The organism is Pandoraea commovens, assembly GCF_024704525.1.
GTDB lineage: Bacteria > Pseudomonadota > Gammaproteobacteria > Burkholderiales > Burkholderiaceae > Pandoraea > Pandoraea commovens.
Window position 1 is genome coordinate 4,119,339 of the sequence record NZ_CP102780.1, and the last position, 16,470, is coordinate 4,135,808.

13 protein-coding genes are annotated in these 16,470 nt (G+C 64.4%); 11 read left to right on the forward strand and 2 right to left on the reverse strand.

The annotated features are described in order from the left end of the window. Nucleotide 1 precedes the first annotated feature (1 nt). Nucleotides 2-724 carry a 3,4-dihydroxy-2-butanone-4-phosphate synthase gene (gene ribB / locus NTU39_RS18545; protein ID WP_150666473.1) on the forward strand — a complete coding sequence of 241 codons (723 nt, stop codon included), beginning with the start codon at nt 2-4 and terminating at the stop codon, nt 722-724. 225 nt (nt 725-949) lie between these two features. Continuing rightward, complete coding sequence (locus NTU39_RS18550; RefSeq protein ID WP_257958257.1) at nt 950-1,516, forward strand: PaaI family thioesterase; 567 nt, start codon at nt 950-952, stop codon at nt 1,514-1,516. Between the two features lie 86 nt (nt 1,517-1,602). Here the strand turns inward: NTU39_RS18550 and NTU39_RS18555 are convergent, their stop codons facing one another. After that, nucleotides 1,603-3,390: a cation:proton antiporter gene (locus tag NTU39_RS18555; RefSeq protein ID WP_150666471.1), complete on the reverse strand. Its 1,788-nt coding sequence runs from the start codon at nt 3,388-3,390 to the stop codon at nt 1,603-1,605. Nucleotides 3,391-3,889: 499 nt separating this feature from the next. On the opposite strand from NTU39_RS18555, the gene NTU39_RS18560 reads away from it, so the two are divergent. From NTU39_RS18560 to NTU39_RS18575, 4 genes are all read left to right on the forward strand, one after another. Continuing rightward, entirely contained in the window at nt 3,890-4,576 is a 687-nt protein-coding gene (locus NTU39_RS18560; RefSeq protein ID WP_257958258.1) for a DUF2848 domain-containing protein, read from the forward strand. A 73-nt stretch (nt 4,577-4,649) separates the two neighbouring features. After that, nucleotides 4,650-5,309 (forward strand): GntR family transcriptional regulator, encoded by a 660-nt coding sequence (locus NTU39_RS18565; protein ID WP_257960105.1) that lies wholly within the window; start codon nt 4,650-4,652, stop codon nt 5,307-5,309. Between the two features lie 2 nt (nt 5,310-5,311). Next, nucleotides 5,312-6,688, forward strand: coding sequence for an amidase (locus NTU39_RS18570; RefSeq protein ID WP_257958259.1), 1,377 nt, complete (start codon nt 5,312-5,314; stop codon nt 6,686-6,688). 209 nt (nt 6,689-6,897) lie between these two features. Continuing rightward, nucleotides 6,898-7,410, forward strand: coding sequence for a disulfide bond formation protein B (locus NTU39_RS18575; protein ID WP_150577024.1), 513 nt, complete (start codon nt 6,898-6,900; stop codon nt 7,408-7,410). A gap of 87 nt (nt 7,411-7,497) precedes the next feature. Here the strand turns inward: NTU39_RS18575 and NTU39_RS18580 are convergent, their stop codons facing one another. Then, nucleotides 7,498-8,463, reverse strand: coding sequence for a LysR substrate-binding domain-containing protein (locus NTU39_RS18580; protein ID WP_150666468.1), 966 nt, complete (start codon nt 8,461-8,463; stop codon nt 7,498-7,500). A gap of 226 nt (nt 8,464-8,689) precedes the next feature. Between NTU39_RS18580 and xdhA the strand changes: the two genes are divergently transcribed. The 5 genes from xdhA (at nt 8,690) to NTU39_RS18605 (ending at nt 16,458) form a co-directional block, all read left to right on the forward strand. Next, complete coding sequence (xdhA, locus tag NTU39_RS18585; RefSeq protein ID WP_257958260.1) at nt 8,690-10,162, forward strand: xanthine dehydrogenase small subunit; 1,473 nt, start codon at nt 8,690-8,692, stop codon at nt 10,160-10,162. Between the two features lie 12 nt (nt 10,163-10,174). Beyond that, nucleotides 10,175-12,514 (forward strand): xanthine dehydrogenase molybdopterin binding subunit, encoded by a 2,340-nt coding sequence (gene xdhB, locus NTU39_RS18590; RefSeq protein WP_257958261.1) that lies wholly within the window; start codon nt 10,175-10,177, stop codon nt 12,512-12,514. Beyond that, on the forward strand, nt 12,514-13,593 hold the full coding sequence (gene xdhC, locus NTU39_RS18595) for a xanthine dehydrogenase accessory protein XdhC (RefSeq protein ID WP_150666465.1): 1,080 nt from the start codon (nt 12,514-12,516) through the stop codon (nt 13,591-13,593). The genes xdhB and xdhC overlap by 1 nt, the downstream gene beginning before the upstream one ends. Nucleotides 13,594-13,702: 109 nt before the next feature. Beyond that, entirely contained in the window at nt 13,703-14,743 is a 1,041-nt protein-coding gene (locus NTU39_RS18600; protein WP_257958262.1) for an adenosine deaminase, read from the forward strand. Between the two features lie 251 nt (nt 14,744-14,994). Further along, nucleotides 14,995-16,458, forward strand: a complete 1,464-nt coding sequence (locus NTU39_RS18605; RefSeq protein WP_246184755.1) for an NCS2 family permease — start codon at nt 14,995-14,997, stop codon at nt 16,456-16,458. The last annotated feature ends 12 nt before the right edge of the window (nt 16,459-16,470 follow it).

Consider the following 16,470-nt stretch of genomic DNA (forward strand, 5'->3'; position numbering starts at 1 on the left):
CATGTCCACCAGTACCCGCAACACCCAGGCTGTTTCGCACGACACCCCCTCCGCCGCCTCGACCGACGACCTGCATGCCTACCCCGCATTCGTCGACCTGCCGCCGGTGGAAGTTCGTCTGCCCGCTGCGCTCGACGCCATGCGCGAAGGCCGTCCCGTCATTCTGATGGATGATCTGGACCGCGAGAACGAGGCCGATCTGATCGTCGCCGCAGAGAAAATCACGCCCGCCACGATGGCCATGCTGATCCGCGAATGCAGCGGCATCGTCTGCCTCTGTCTGCCGGACGAGACGCTGCGCCGTCTCGATCTGCCGCCGATGGTCGAGCAGAATCAGAGCCGTTACGGCACCGCCTTTACGGTGACGATCGAAGCGCGTCAGGGCGTGAGTACCGGCGTTTCCGCTGCCGACCGCGTCACCACGATCCGCGCCGCCATCGCCGACGACGCCCAGCCCTCCGACCTCTCCCGCCCCGGCCACGTCTTCCCGCTGCGCGCGCAGCCGGGTGGCGTGCTCACGCGTCGCGGACACACGGAAGGCTCCGTCGACCTCGCGATCCTCGCAGGCCTGAAGCCCGCCGCCGTGTTGTGCGAACTGATGAATCCGGATGGAACGATGACGCGTGGTGCCGATATCGAGCGCTTCGCCAAGCAGCACGATCTGCCGATTCTCACCATCGACGAACTGGCGACCTACCGCCTCAGCCACGCGCAAGCCGCCTGATCGAACGCTGATCGGGTAAGCGACAGCCCTTGCGGCAACGACGCATCACGTCGTTGCCGCATCGCCTCCATCCGGCTCCGGGCATCGGCCTCCACCGATCTCGCCCCATCGTCACCTATCGGTCGACGCTTCCCTCTAACGCGAAACGCACATCCGGGCGCGGCGACTTCTATAATCGCTGACAAGCCGATTGCCTAGCATCATAAAAGTTACGAGGAAGACGTCATGAGCACCAAACCGGAAGCCGCCGCCGTTTTGGCCCAATGGGAAGCCGACGAAGCCGCCGTGCGTGAGCGCATTACGCGCAACGGTCCGGCGCGTTATGGCGTCGCGACGCCGTCCGACGTGACCGGCCTCACCGGCCAGGAAATCTTCGACGCGATGTTCGACGGCAAGCTGCCGATGCCGCCGATCAGCGAGACGCTGGGTTTCATCGCCGTGGAAGTCGCCAATGGCCGCGCTGTGTTTCAGGGGCGTCCGGCGCTGCCCTATTACAACCCGCTCGGTTCTATCCACGGGGGATGGTTCGCCACGCTGCTCGACTCGGCCGTGGCCTGCGCGATCCATTCGACACTACCGGCCGGACGCAGCTACACCACGCTGGAACTCAAGACGAACATGGTCCGCGCCCTCACGCGTGACGTGCCCGTCGTACGCGCCGAAGGCAAGGTCATTCAGGCGGGTCGGCAGATCGGCATTGCGGAAGGCCGTATCGTCGGGCCGGACGGCACGCTCTACGCCCATGCCACGACCACCTGCCTGATCTTCGACTTCCCGCCGAAGAAGGCATAAGCCTCCCGTCGTACCAAAGAAAAAGCCCGCCGAGGCATCCCGGCGGGCTTTTTCACGTGACGGCAGACTCAACCGTAGCGTGTCCTTCAGTGTGACGACGATCCCCCGCCGCCATGCTCACCATCGGGTTGATGTTCGAGTGTCTCTTTCAGCGCAATCTGAAGCTTGGCGTGCATGCGCACGAACCAGCTACGCATGATGACTGCAAGCACCAGCGTGCCCGCCACAATCAGCACGATCATCTCGGTCGACGGCAGGATGCTCGCGGAGAGCGCCGCCACCAGCAGAATGACCCCGACCATCGCAGCAATCGGCAGGATCTCGGCGACCACGCGGCGCACCTCGAAGGTGTAGCGGCCCGTGAGGCTCGGCGGAATCGACAACTCCACCAGCAGCAACGACAGCGACTTGAGCTTGCGGTACACGGCGATCAGGAAGGGCAGCGACAACACCAGTGCCCCGCCCCAGACCACCGCACTTTGCAGACTCGGGTCTGCGACCCACGGCTTCATCAGATCGGCAAGACGACGATAGAAGAACGCACCACCGAGGAAGATCGTCACGACGAGCGCCAGATTGATCGCCACGCTCACCACAATACGACGCACGATGGTGACGAGCGCCGCGCTGTCACCCGTCAGTTGAATGCTTTGCAGCCATTGCGTGTACTGTCCGAGCACATAGGACAGACGCCCCGGCATCACGCGACCCAGCCAGCCGGTGAACGGGTCGGCGCCCTTGATCAGATACGGCGTAAGCAGCGTCGTGATGACCGAGACGGCCACCGCAATGGGATAAAGGAAGTCGCTGGTCACCTTCAGCGACAGACCGAGCGACGCGATGATGAACGAGAACTCGCCGATCTGCGACAGCCCCATGCCCACACGCATCGACGTGCGGCCGTCCTGCCCCGAGAGGTAGGAGCCCAGCCCGCACGACACGATCTTGCCGACCACCACAGCCACCGTGATCACCAGAATCGGCCACACGTACGTGACCAGCACATGCGGGTCGAGCAGCAGGCCGATGGTCACGAAGAACACCGCGCTGAACATGTCGCGCAAAGGCGCGACCAGCCGCTCGATGGTGTGCAACTCCCGCGCTTCGGCCATGATCGCGCCGATCAGGAACGCGCCGAGCGCCACGCTGTAGCCCATCTGAATCACGAGCAGGCAGAAGCCGAAGCACAGGCCCAGCACCACGACCAGCAACATTTCGTCGCTCTTGAACTTCGCCACATAGCCGAGAATGCGCGGCACCAGCAGAATGCCCACGACCAGCGACACGACCATGAACAGCAGCAGCTTGCCCAGCGTGAAGGTCGCTTCGCCCGCATCGACCTGACCGCTGATGGCGATGCCCGAGAGCAGCGCGATCATGCCGATGGCGAGCACGTCTTCCACGATCAGCACGCCGAAGATCAGTTGCGCAAAACGCTCGCGCTTCATGCCGAGTTCGTCGAGTGCCTTGACGATGATCGTGGTCGACGAGACCGCAAGCATCGCACCGAGGAAGATCGAATCCATCGCCTTCCAGCCGAAGAAGCGGCCGATCTCGTAGCCGATCCAGAGCATCAGCACGATTTCGGTAATCGCCGCCACGAACGCCGTCACGCCCACCCGGGCGAGCTTGCGCAGGCTGAACTCCAGACCCAGCGAGAACATCAGGAACACGACACCAAGTTCGGCAAGGATCCCGATGGTCTTCTCGTCATGTATCAGCGCGAACGGCGGCGTGTACGGCCCGATGATCACGCCCGCCACGATGTAGCCGAGCACGACTGGCTGCCGGAACCGGTTGAAGATGACCGTCACGATGCCTGCCAGCAGCATGATGACGGCCAGATCCTGAATGAAGTCGATGGCGTGATGCATCCGATACGTTCTCCCCGCAGCGCGTTGCGCCGATATTGATGTTCTTGACTCCACGCCGATGACACGCCGCGTCTCCCCCGGGAGGCGCAGCGACAACACGAGACGTGATGCTTGATGAAGGTGGGAAGCCGGCCGTGGGCAGCGTATGAGCTGCTTGCCTGCCGACTTGATAGACGTTGCGTTCGTTCGCCCGATTCCCTGCAAGTCCGGACGGACCAGCCGTCGAACCCGTTGCCGACGCCCTCGTATCAAAGGGCTCCGGTTCGGAGACCGGAACGGAAAAGCCAACGAACATTCGGCCCAAAACGGGCGCCGGATCAATATACGCGATGGCCTGACACGCGCGCAACCCAAGATTGACGGGGGTTTTCATAAAAAATTCCCGTTTTCTACACCATCGCACGAAATTTTTTTTCTTGATTTTTGTCTTGTCTCCTTGTGAAATATCACACAAATATCAATTGAATTTCACTGTGTAATTCCCTGGAGTGGTCGACGTATGAGTTCCTGTTTGTCTTTCACGGTGGCCGGTGACGGCGCTGCCCTTCGTATCGATGTCTCCATCGACACGCTCATCATTGCCGGATGGGCCGGACGCGACCGACACGCGGTCGAGCATCACATCGCCGAACTGGCCGCGCTGGGCGTGCGCCGTCCGTCGACCACCCCTTGCTTCTATCGCCTCGCCCCCGCCCTGCTCGCTCAGGACGACGCCATCGACGTCGTCGGCGAGACAAGCAGCGGCGAAGCCGAATGCGTGCTGGTCCGCCACGGCGACGAACTGTTCGTAAGCATCGGCTCGGACCATACCGACCGCGAGGTCGAAGCCTATGGGGTGACCGTCTCCAAGCAGGTCTGCGCCAAGCCCGTGGCACGCGAAGCATGGCGTTTTGCCGATGTCGCGGCGCATTGGGATCAATTGGAACTGCGCTCATGGGTGACGCGTGCAGGCGAGCGGCGTCTTTATCAGGAAGGCACGGTCGCGGGTCTGCTCTCGCCGCAGGAACTGATGGCCAAACTCGGGCCGGACGGCTTGCCCGCAGGCGCGGCAATGTTCTGTGGCACACTCGCTGCCATTGGCGGCGTGGCTGGCGGCGAGCAGTTCGAGATCGAACTGCACGACCCGGTCTTCGGCCGCACGATCCGGCACCGCTACGCCACGCAGGCGCTGGCGATTGCCGACTGACTGCCCCCATCCGATGCCCAACGAGACACTTTTCGAGCCCCACCAGACGGAAGTCGCGGGCGACGCCCACCGCATGCCGCCTGAGCCGTCTGTGCCACATGACGGCCGCAGCCTGACCGAGCGCGCCTACGAAGCCATCAAGCACGACATCATCACGTTGCGTCTGCGCCCCGGCGAGACGCTCAACGAAGCGCAATTGATGCAGTCGACGGGGCTGGGACGCACGCCCGTGCATCAGGCGATGCATCGTCTGGCACTCGAAGGGTTGTTGGTCATCTTGCCGCGCAAGGGGGCCATGGTCGCGCCCGTCTCGCTGAACGACGCACTCGAAATCATCGATGTGCGCATGGTCAACGAGATGTACTGTGTCGAGCTGGCCGCCCGCGCCGCAACGCCGGAGGATCTCGCCGCCATCGAGGCCGTGCTGGCCCGCTCGCGTGAGGCCATCGCAGCGCGCGACGTCGCCGCCATGATGCGCATCGACCGCGAATTCCATCTGGCGATTTCACGCGCATCGCGCAACCAGACGCTTGCCGAGTTGCTGCGCGGCTTGCACGAGCGCTCGCTGCGCTTCTGGTTTCTCGCACTGTCGACGCCGAGTCATCTGGAAGGCGTCTACGAAGAGCACCTCGAACTGTTTGAAGCGCTGGCCGCCCATGACGGCGAACGCGCCCGACGGGCGATTGCCCGTCACATCGAAGAATTCCGCACCCATATTCTGAAAGCGATCTGAACATGAGCCACGACGCCATCGATCTGCAACGCCCCCTGTCCGACCTCGCCGCCGCGCTCGACGCAGGCCGCACCACCAGCCGTGCCCTCACCGAGCAGGCGCTCGCGCGCATCGCCGATCCGGCCGGTCAGGGCAGGGTCGTCTTCACGCAGGTCGACGCACAAGCCGCCCGCGACGCCGCCGACGGCCTCGACGCCCTGCGCCGCGCCGGCGCCCGTTTGTCGCCGCTGATGGGCATTCCCGTCTCGGTGAAAGACCTGTTCGACGTGGCAGGTCAGGTCACGCGTGCAGGCTCCACGGTGCTCTCCGACGCCGCCCCCGCCACGCACGACGCACTGGCCGTCGCGCGTCTGCGTCAGGCAGGTGCCGTGATCGTCGGTCGTACCAACATGACCGAGTTCGCCTTCTCCGGTCTCGGCCTGAATCCGCATTACGGCACGCCGCGCTCGCCGTGGCAGCGTGAAGTCGGGCACATCGCGGGCGGGTCGTCCTCAGGCGCCGCCGCGTCGGTGGCCGATGGCATGGCCGCCGTCGGCCTCGGCACGGATACCGGCGGTTCGATCCGTATTCCGGCCGCGTTCTGTGGTCTGACGGGCTTCAAGCCGACGGCTTCGCGCACGCCGCGCGATGGCGCGCTGCCGCTCTCGACCACGCTCGACTCCGTCGGCCCCATCGGCCGCTCGGTCGATTGCTGCGCGTGGGTCGATGCGATTCTGTCGGGCGCCATCCCAAATGAAACACCAGTCGCACCGCGCGACCTTCGTGGCATGCGCTTCGGCGTCTTGACGAATTTTGTGCTCGACGGCGCAGAACCCGCCGCACTCGCCATCTACGAGCGCGCCCTTGCCACGCTCGCCAAGGCGGGTGCAACGCTCGTCGAGTTCAAATTCGCTCCGTTCGACACCCTGCCCGCGATCAACCGCTTCGGTTTCTCGCCCGTCGAGGCGTACGCATGGCATCGCAAGTTGCTGGCCGAGCGTGCGCACGGCTACGACCCGCGCGTGCTGGTGCGCATTCGCAAGGGCGAACCGGCAGGCGCGGCCGACTACATCGATCTGCTGAACGCCCGCGCCGCGCTCATCGCAGCGGCGAATCCCGTGTGGCAAAGCTTCGACGCCGTGCTGTGCCCGACCGTGCCGCTCACGCCACCGGCCATCGCACCGCTCGAAGCCAGCGACGACACCTTCACCGCCACCAACGCTCTGGTGCTGCGCAACCCAACGGCCATCAACATGATCGACGGGTGCGCCTTCTCGCTGCCGTGTCAGGGTCAGGGCGAGGCCCCCATCGGCCTGATGGTCAGCGGTGCTGCAGGCGACGACGCGCGCCTGTTCCCGGTCGCCCGCGCCATCGAGCAGGCCCTGCGCCCGGCCCGCTGAGCGCAATCCTCAACTTTCGGACGATTTCGTACAGAAATGCGCGCAAACGTCCGATTTTTCGATGGAAAGTTCCGAAAAATCCCGCAATTTTTCATCTCACATGCGAATCGGGCTGGGGTTACAATCCCAGCCCAAGTGCCTGCCGCCCGGCGTCATGCGGGGATTTGCGGGATTCGTGGGATTCGTGATGGCCTACCGCCTGAAGTGAAATGAACGCTCAACTCGACCCGGCTTTTCGCCGCGAACGTCTGCTGTATCTCCTGCTCACCGTGGTTTGCCTCGCCTTGCTGGGCGGTGCGCTGTACTTCCAGTACGTGCTTCACGAAGACCCGTGTCCGCTGTGCATTCTGGCGCGCTACGCGCTTGTGCTGATCGCGATCTTCGGGCTGGTCGGCGCGGTCTCGCGCGGCTGGGCAGGGATTAAAGTGGCACGCGTGCTCGCGGCGCTCTCGGCGATTGGCGGGATGGCTGCGTCGGCGTATCTCATCTACGTGCAGGCCAATCCGATGGTGAGCTGCGGCTACGACGTCGTCGAAGGGTTTGTGGACGCGCTGCCGACCTCGCGCCTGTTGCCGCAGGTCTTCCAGGTGCAGGGTATGTGCCAGACGATGTACCCGCCGATCCTCGGTCTGACGCTGCCGATGTGGTCGCTCGCGGCATTCGTCGTGATCTTCCTCGCGCTGGCGCTGCATCGCCCGCGCCGCGCCATTTCGCTGCGCTAACGCACCGGGCGGCGCTCCCAAACGCACAACGGCCGTCTGCCCCTCAGGGCGACGGCCGTTGGCTTTTTGGCAGTCACTCGAACGTCGTCAAGGCCGCACCAGCGCCGGCGTCGGCTCTCCTGCGCCGCTGGCCGCGTCGAGTTCGGTGGCCACTTCGGCGATCCGTCGGCGCAACCACGTCACCTCGGGCGCGGCGTGCGTGCGTTCATGCCACAACTGATAGAAGCGCATCGGCGGGAAGTTGACCGGCGACGGCACTACGCGGATCGGCAGATAGCGCGCGTAATGCTGCGCAAACTGACGCCCCGTCGTGAACACCAGATCGGTGCGCATCAGCACGTACGGGACGAGCCCGAAATACGGCATCGTCATCTGAATGTTGCGACGCAGGCCCTGCTCGGCCAGAAAACCGTCGATGAAGCTCTGACGCTCGGCCACATACGGCATTGGCGCGAGGTGCGGCAATTCCAGGTAGTGCTTGAGCGAGATGCCCTTGTTGGCCAGCGGATGCTGTGCGCCGAGCATACAGACCACCTCGTCGTCGAACAGACGCGACATATGCAACTGCGGCGGCGGTTCCAGCCAGTTGCCGATCACCACGTCTAGCGAGCCGTTTTCCAGCGCGCCCGCATAGTCGAAACCGGCGTTGATGGGTTGCACGTGCAGACGGGCCGACGGCGCGTCGCGGCGCAGCACTTCGGCGATATTGGGCAGAAAAACGGCGTCGAGGTAGTCCGGCGCACCGAGCCGGAACGCCCGCGTGGTGGTCTGCGGCGCGAATTCCGTGGTCGGGTGCGTAATGCGTTCGATCGCGGCGAGCGCATCGGTGGCGTAGCCCAGCAGCTCACGACCGCGCTCGGTGGCGACCATACCGCTCTTGCCGCGCACCAGAATGGCGTCGCCCGTGATCTCGCGCAGACGGCGCAGCGAGTTACTGATGGCCGGCTGCGACTGGCCGAGCTTGAGCGCGGCGCGCGACACGCTTTGCTCTGTGAGCAGCGTATGGAGCACCCGCAGCAGGTAGGCGTCGATCTGTTCGCGGGGTCTTTGCATGTGCGGGGGCGCTCTGAAGGCGTGTTGAAGACCGGAAAACGGCGGGTTGAGCCGTAGTTTATGACAATGGCGGGTCATCGGGGCGTCCGAATAGCCATCATCATGGCGGCGAAATATTTCCCTGTGCCGCCGGTGCTATCTTCGGCTCATCCCCACGCCGGCCGTTAAAAAGACCAATGCGGCAACGCCGGCGCGTCCACAATTGCACTGCACTACACTGAGAATCATGGAGACACAAGCCATCCGCTTCTTTTACCGCGGCAAGGTGCACGAGGTCACTGGCGAAGCCACGACCCGCACCGTGCTTCAGTACACGCGCGAAGACCTGCACTGCACCGGCACCAAGGAAGGCTGTGCCGAGGGCGATTGCGGCGCTTGCACGGTCGTGATCGGCGAGTTGGCCGACGATGGCAATGTGGCGCTGCGCGCGGTCAACGCCTGCATCCAGTTCCTGCCCACGCTCGACGGCCGCGCGCTCTTCACGGTCGAAGACCTGCGCCATGCCGACGGCACGCTGCACCCGGTGCAGCAGGCGCTGGTGGATTGCCATGCCTCGCAGTGCGGTTTCTGCACGCCGGGCTTCGTGATGTCGCTGTGGGCCATGTATCTGAACCGTCCGGTAGAAGCGGGCTGCCCGAGCCGCCGCGAGATCGACGACGTCCTGTCGGGCAACCTGTGCCGCTGCACGGGCTACCGCCCCATCGTCGACGCCGCCCAGAAGATGTACGACCTGCCGCGTCACGAATTCGACCGCAAGGCGCTCGCCGAGCAGTTGCAGGCGCTGCAACGCGGCGACACGCTCTCGTACGAGCACGACGGTCACGTCTTCCACGCCCCGCGCACGCTGGCCGAACTGGGCCGTCTGCGCGCCGCTTATCCGGACGCACGCATTCTCGCCGGTAGCACCGACGTTGGCCTGTGGGTGACGAAGCAATTCCGCGAGCTGAAGCATCTGATCTACATCGGCCAGGTGGCGGAACTGCGCGAGATCTCCGAGGGTCCGAACGGCATCTATATCGGTGCGGGAGCTTTGCTCAACGATGCGTTCGATGCGCTCGTCAACCACTACCCGGATCTGGCCGAACTGCGTCAGCGCTTCGCCTCGTTCCCGATCCGCAACGCCGGGACGCTGGGCGGCAACGTCGCGAACGGCTCGCCCATCGGTGACTCGATGCCCGCGCTGATCGTGCTCGGCACGCGTATCGTGCTCCATCGCGAAGGCGTGGTGCGTGAAATGCCGCTCGAAGACTTCTATATCGCATATCAGAAGAACGCCCTCGAAGCGGGCGAGTTCGTGCAGGGGATTCGCGTGCCGCTGCCCGCATCGTCGCAACGTTTCCGTACGTACAAACTCGCGAAACGCTTCGACCAGGACATCTCCGCCGTGTGCGCCGCATTCGCTGTAGAACTCGACGGCGATACCGTGCGTTCGGCCCGTATCGCCTTCGGCGGCATGGCCGCGACGCCCAAGCGCGGCAGCGCCATCGAAGCCGCGCTGAACGGCCAGCCGTGGACGGAAGCGACCGTGCGTGCCGCGATGGCCGCCCTGTCGACGGACTATCAGCCGCTCTCGGACATGCGCGCGACGAGCGCTTACCGACTGGCCGGTGCGCAGAATCTGCTGTATCGTTTTTTCCTGGAAACGCGCAACGACGCGCCGCTTGCGGCACACGAAGTCAACGCGTTCGCCAACGTCTAACCGGAGCCGCCCATGAACACGCAAGTCGAAGGCTTCATGACGCAGACCGCACAGACAGCTGCCCAGGTTGGCCGCTCGCGCCCGCATGAGTCGGCCGAGCTTCACGTAGCTGGCGAAGCCACCTACACCGACGACATTCCCCAGCTGCAAGGCACGCTGCACTGCGCGCTCGGGGCGTCGCCCAAGGCACACGCCCGCATTCTCTCGCTCGATCTCGACGCCGTGCGCCGCGCACCGGGCGTCATCGCCGTGCTCACCGCCGCCGACATCCCCGGCGTGAACGATTGCGGCCCGGTCATCCACGACGATCCGATCCTCGCGGACGGTGTCGTCCAGTACATCGGCCAGCCGATGTTCGCCGTGGTCGCCGAATCGCACGACGCCGCCCGTCGTGCCGCACGACTGGCCAAGGGCGAATACGAAGACCTGCCCGCCATCCTCACGCCTCAGGCCGCCAAAGCAGCTGGCGCGGGTGTACTCCCGCCGATGCAACTGCGTCGCGGCGACGCCGATGCCGCCCTGCAAGCCTCGCCCAACCGCATCAGCGGCACGTTCGAATGCAACGGGCAGGAGCAGTTCTATCTCGAAGGACAGATCTCGTACGCCATCCCCAAGGAAAACGACGGCATCCACCTCTATTGCTCGACGCAGCACCCGAGCGAGATGCAGGCGCTTGTCTCCCACGCGCTGGGCTGGCATAGCCATCAGGTGCACGTCGAGTGCCGACGCATGGGCGGTGGCTTCGGTGGTAAGGAATCGCAATCGGGCCTGTTCGCGTGCGTGGCCTCACTGTGTGCGTCTCGTCTGAAGCGGCCCGTCAAGCTACGTCTGGATCGTGACGACGACTTCATGATGACGGGCAAGCGTCACGGGTTCTACTTCGAGTACGACGTCGGCTTCGACGACGACGGTCGCATCACCGGCGCGAAGGTCGACATGACGCTGCGCGCAGGCTTCTCGGCCGACCTGTCCGGCCCGGTCGCCACACGTGCCATCTGCCACTTCGACAACGCCTACTTCGTGCCTGACGCCGATCTGCGCGCCCTGTGCGGCAAGACGAACACGCAATCGAACACGGCGTTCCGTGGCTTCGGCGGCCCGCAAGGCGCGCTCATCATGGAAGTGGTGCAGGACGCCATCGCGCGACGTCTGGGTAAGGATGCCCTCGACGTGCGCCGTGTGAATTTCTACGGCAAGACCGAGCGCAACACCACGCCGTACGGGCAACTCGTCAAGGACAACATCATCCACGAGCTGGTCGCCGAGCTGGAACAGACGAGCGACTATCGCGCGCGTCGCGACGCCGTGCAGGCGTTCAACCGCACAAGTCCCGTACTGCGCAAGGGCCTTGCGCTCACCCCGCTCAAGTTCGGTATCTCGTTCAACGTGCAGGCCTTCAATCAGGCCGGTGCACTCGTGCACGTCTACCGCGACGGCTCGATGCTCGTGAACCACGGCGGCACGGAGATGGGTCAGGGCCTGAACACCAAGGTCGCGCAAGTCGTGGCGCACGAGTTGGGCGTCGACCTCTCGCACGTGCGTGTCACGGCGACCGACACGACCAAGGTCGCGAACACGTCGGCCACCGCCGCATCGACCGGTGCGGACCTGAACGGCAAGGCCGCACAGAATGCTGCATGGCAAATCCGTCAGCGCCTGGCAGAGTTCGCGGCAACGAAGTACGGCTGCGCCGCCGACGAAGTGACGTTCGCCAACGATGTCGTCAGCGCGAACGGGAATCACATCCCCTTCCCCGATCTCGTGGAAGCCGCCTACTGGGCGCGCGTGCAACTCTGGTCGGACGGCTTCTACGCCACGCCGGGCCTGTCATGGGACGCCAAGACCATGAACGGCAACCCATTCTTCTACTTCGCGTACGGCGCAGCGGTCTCGGAAGTCATTCTCGACACGCTCACCGGCGAGTGGCGTCTGCTGCGCGCCGACGTGCTGCACGACGCCGGTAAGTCGATCAACCCGGCGCTCGACATCGGACAGGTCGAAGGCGCGTTCATTCAGGGCATGGGCTGGCTGACGACGGAAGAACTGTGGTGGAACAAGGACGGCAAGCTCATGACGCACGCCCCCTCCACGTACAAGATCCCCGGCATCAGCGATTGCCCGACGGACTTCCGCGTGAATCTGTTCGACAACGCCAACGTGATGGACTCGATCCACCGCTCCAAAGCGGTCGGCGAACCGCCGCTGCTACTACCGTTCTCGGTCTTCAATGCACTGCGCGACGCCGTAGCCAGCGTGAACGACTATCGCGACGAACCGGTGCTGAACGCGCCGGCCACGTCCGAAGCGCTGCTCATGGCGATCACCGAGTTGCGCACGCGGAGCGCCGCCTGATGCATCGCTGGGTCGACGCCGCCCACAAACTGCTCGTACGCGGTGAGGCCGCCGTATTGGTGACGATCGCGCGCGTGGAGGGTTCTGCACCGCGCGAGGCAGGCACGCATCTCCTCGTCACGCGCGAGCACGTGTGGGAGACCATCGGCGGCGGCCATCTCGAATGGCGAGCGATGGACGTCGCCCGTCAGCTGCTGCGTCAGTACGGACAGCAAGGCGCGCGTCACGTCGAGCGCTTCGCCCTTGGCCCGAGCCTCGGGCAGTGCTGCGGCGGTGCGGTCACCCTCGCCTTCGAAGTGCTCACGCTGGGCGATCTGGCCTGGGTGAGCGCGTTGCACAAACGTCTGGCGGCCGGTGAGGCGAGCCTGCGCAGCGTAGCGTTTGGCGCACCCGGCGCAGACGCTGCGGCCAGCCAGCATCAGGGCGGGCCGGTCATGCTGACCGAACTCGATGCTGACGAACCTCTCGCCCACCCGCACACCCTCACCCGCGACGCCGACGACGCCGCCTGTTCCTTCTGGCAAGGCAGCGACGGCTGGCTGTGGCTGAGCGAGCGCCTCGCGCCGAGCGACTTTCACATCGTGCTGTTCGGTGCGGGACACGTCGGACAGGCCATCGTGCAGGTGCTCGCCACGCTGCCGTGCCGCGTCACTTGGGCCGACGAGCGCACCGAAACGTTCCCCGAGACGGTGCCGCCGAACACCGTCGTCGAATCCACGGACACCCCCGAGGCCCTCGTCACCGAAGCGCCGCCGGGCGCGTTCTTCCTCGTCATGACGCACAACCATGCGCTCGACCAGCGTCTGTGCGAGGAGATCTTCAAACGGGACGATTTCGCCTATTTCGGGCTGATCGGGTCGATGACCAAGCGCCGCCAGTTCGAGCATCGTCTGCGCGACCGGGGCGTGCCGCCCGAGCGCTTCGAGCAGATGATCTGCCCCATCGGCGTGGCGGGCATCTCCGGCAAAGCGCCTGCGACGATTGCGATTGCCGTGACCGCACAACTGCTGCGCGTGCGTGAACAACAGATGCGCCAGAGCGCACCGGCCGGTGCGCAGGACAGCGGTATTCCTGTCTGAAACGCGGCCTGCCTCCCCCCGGACACCGGAGCGACCACCCGACGCGCCAATGCACGACAAACGCCTGCGACGGTAAAATCCCGCCCATCTCCCCCCAAGAAGACACACCATGCCCCTCACGCCAGAACTCGCCAAGACCCTTTGCGCCATGCCCAAGGCGGAGCTGCATCTCCACATCGAGGGCACGCTGGAGCCCGAACTGATCTTCCGGCTCGCGGAGCGAAATCAGGTGAAGCTGCCGTATCCGAGCGTCGAAGCCCTGCGCGACGCCTACGCCTTCACCGATCTCCAGTCTTTTCTGGACATCTACTACGCCGGCGCGAGCGTGCTGCTCACCGAAGACGATTTCTACGACATGACGCGCGCCTACATGGCGCGCGCCGCCGCCGACAACATCCGTCACACGGAAATCTTCTTCGACCCGCAAACGCATACGTCGCGCGGTGTGTCGATGGCCACCGTGGTGAACGGCATCGAACGCGCGCTGGCTGAAGCCGAAGCACAGCAAGGCATCACAAGTCGTCTGATCCTGTGCTTCCTGCGCCACCTGCCCGAGGAAGACGCCCTGCAAACGCTGGAAACTGCGCTGCCCTATTTCAACAGCCACGGCCATCGTCTCGTGGGTGTGGGGCTCGATTCGTCGGAACAGGGCCACCCGCCCAACAAGTTCGCGCGTGTCTTCGAGCGCTGCCGTGCGCTCGGGCTGCGTATCGTGGCGCATGCCGGTGAAGAAGGTCCGCCCGCGTACATTCACGAAGCGCTCGACATGCTGCGCGTGGAGCGCGTCGATCATGGCGTGCGCGCCATCGAAGACGAAGCGCTGCTCGACCGTCTGGCCCGCGAAAAGATCGCGCTGACGGTGTGCCCGCTCTCGAACGTGCGTCTCAAAGTGTTCGATCACATGGGGCAGCACACGCTGCACCAACTGCTCAAACGCGGACTGGCCGTGACGATCAACTCGGATGATCCCGCTTACTTCGGAGGCTATCTCAACGAGAACTTCCTTGCGACGTTCGACGCCCTCGACATGACGCTCGACGACGCTTACACGATGGCAAGGAATAGCTTCGACGCCTCGTTCATCGACGACAGCGAGAAGCAGCGTCTGATCGGCGAACTGGAGCAATTCCGCGCGGCGCAAACGGTTTGATCGCGCATTCGCCTCGCCTGAGGTCAAACGCCCGAATCATTCGGGCGTTTTTTTATGTCTGCGCGGCGCAAATCGACGTTTGGGTGGGTCGTCACATTACCTCCCGATGATGTCGAACATTCCCCATAAGGAATATTTTCGCTGGGGCCCGATGCTATTTTTCGAGCGTGCCCTGATACACGTCGCGAGGTGCCCCCACACCGCGCAACGCCGGGCGCTCATCACATAGAAAATATCGGAGACAACACCCCATGGACTCATCGCTCAGCCCCCCGGCGAGTAATGCAGCAGCGGCAGCAGCGGCAACGCTGGGTGCAGCCCCGGCTGCACCGGACGCAGCACACGACAACACGCGCGTGGCGGGCGCGCAACCCACGTCGACACTCGACCGCTATTTCGGCATCACGTCGCTCGGCTCCACGTTCCGCACCGAAGTGATAGCGGGTATCACGACTTTCCTCGCGGCGATGTACATCATCGTCGTGAACCCGGCCATTCTGTCGAAGACGGGTATGGCCTTCCCGGCGGCACTCACTGCTACGGTGCTCATCAGCTTTTTCGGCAGTTGCGCGATGGGTCTCTACGCGCGCAATCCGGTGCTGGTTGCGCCGGGCATGGGCCTGAACGCCCTGTTCGCCTTCACGATGGTGCACGGCGTGGGCATGCCCTGGCAGACGGCGCTGGGCTGTGTGTTCTGGTCGGGCATTCTGTTCGCGCTGCTCGCCGCGCTCAACGTGCGACGCTTCGTCGTCGAAGCGATTCCCTCGAACCTGCGCTACGCGATCTCGTGCGGCATCGGTCTGTTCATCACGGTGATCGGGCTGGTCAACGCGAAGCTCGTGGTCAGCGATCCGGTCACGGTGGTGCGTCTGGCGCACCTGTCGCCGCCGACCGTCACGTTCCTCATCGGCCTGGCGCTCACGACCGTGCTCGTCGCACGCCGCGTGAACGGCGCGCTGATGATCGGTATCGTCGTCACCACCCTCATGGCCGTGCCCATCGGCCGCCTCTGGGGCGACGGCAGCGGCTACTTCCCCAAGGAAATCGCCACGGCCACGCTGGTGAACTTCCAGGGCTTCTTCGCTGCACCGGACTTCTCGGGCATCGGCCAGCTCGACCTGCTGGGCGCGCTGAAGGTGGCGTACCTGCCGTTCATCTTCGTGATGCTCTTCACGGCGTTCTTTGATACCCTCTCGACCTTCATGAGCATTGCCGAAGCGGGCAACATGAAGGATCGGGACGGCAATCCGCGCAACATGCGTCAAGCGATGATCGTCGACTCGTTCTCGGTGCTGATCTCCGGCCCGCTCGGCACGAGCCCGGCAAACGCCTACATTGAGTCGGCGGCGGGTATCGCACAGGGCGGCCGCACCGGCCTGACCGCTGTCGTCTGCGCGCTGCTGTTCCTGCCGTTCCTGTTCCTGTCGCCGATGCTCTCGCTCGTGCCCGCTATCGCCACGGCCCCGGCGCTGATTCTCGTCGGTGTGTTTATGATGGAATCTGTGGCGCGCATCGAGTGGCATCGCATGGACGAAGCCATCCCGAGTTTCATCGCGCTCGTGATGATTCCGATTTCGTATTCGATTACCGACGGCATCGCCTACAGTTTCCTTGCCTTCGTCGTCCTCAAGCTGTTCACGGGACGCATCAAGGAAATCAAGCCTGCGATGTGGATCGTCGCCGCGCTCGCGGTGCTGCTGCTCACGCAAATGTAACGACACAAGGAC

Bases quoted from the DNA above. Each gene is read 5' to 3' on its own strand.
- ribB (WP_150666473.1), top strand. From the start codon at position 2: ATGTCCACCAGTACCCGCAACACCCAGGCTGTTTCGCACGACACCCCC.
- NTU39_RS18550 (WP_257958257.1), top strand. From the start codon at position 950: ATGAGCACCAAACCGGAAGCCGCCGCCGTTTTGGCCCAATGGGAAGCC.
- NTU39_RS18555 (WP_150666471.1), bottom strand. From the start codon at position 3,390: ATGCATCACGCCATCGACTTCATTCAGGATCTGGCCGTCATCATGCTG.
- NTU39_RS18560 (WP_257958258.1), top strand. From the start codon at position 3,890: ATGAGTTCCTGTTTGTCTTTCACGGTGGCCGGTGACGGCGCTGCCCTT.
- NTU39_RS18565 (WP_257960105.1), top strand. From the start codon at position 4,650: ATGCCGCCTGAGCCGTCTGTGCCACATGACGGCCGCAGCCTGACCGAG.
- NTU39_RS18570 (WP_257958259.1), top strand. From the start codon at position 5,312: ATGAGCCACGACGCCATCGATCTGCAACGCCCCCTGTCCGACCTCGCC.
- NTU39_RS18575 (WP_150577024.1), top strand. From the start codon at position 6,898: ATGAACGCTCAACTCGACCCGGCTTTTCGCCGCGAACGTCTGCTGTAT.
- NTU39_RS18580 (WP_150666468.1), bottom strand. From the start codon at position 8,463: ATGCAAAGACCCCGCGAACAGATCGACGCCTACCTGCTGCGGGTGCTC.
- xdhA (WP_257958260.1), top strand. From the start codon at position 8,690: ATGGAGACACAAGCCATCCGCTTCTTTTACCGCGGCAAGGTGCACGAG.
- xdhB (WP_257958261.1), top strand. From the start codon at position 10,175: ATGAACACGCAAGTCGAAGGCTTCATGACGCAGACCGCACAGACAGCT.
- xdhC (WP_150666465.1), top strand. From the start codon at position 12,514: ATGCATCGCTGGGTCGACGCCGCCCACAAACTGCTCGTACGCGGTGAG.
- NTU39_RS18600 (WP_257958262.1), top strand. From the start codon at position 13,703: ATGCCCCTCACGCCAGAACTCGCCAAGACCCTTTGCGCCATGCCCAAG.
- NTU39_RS18605 (WP_246184755.1), top strand. From the start codon at position 14,995: ATGGACTCATCGCTCAGCCCCCCGGCGAGTAATGCAGCAGCGGCAGCA.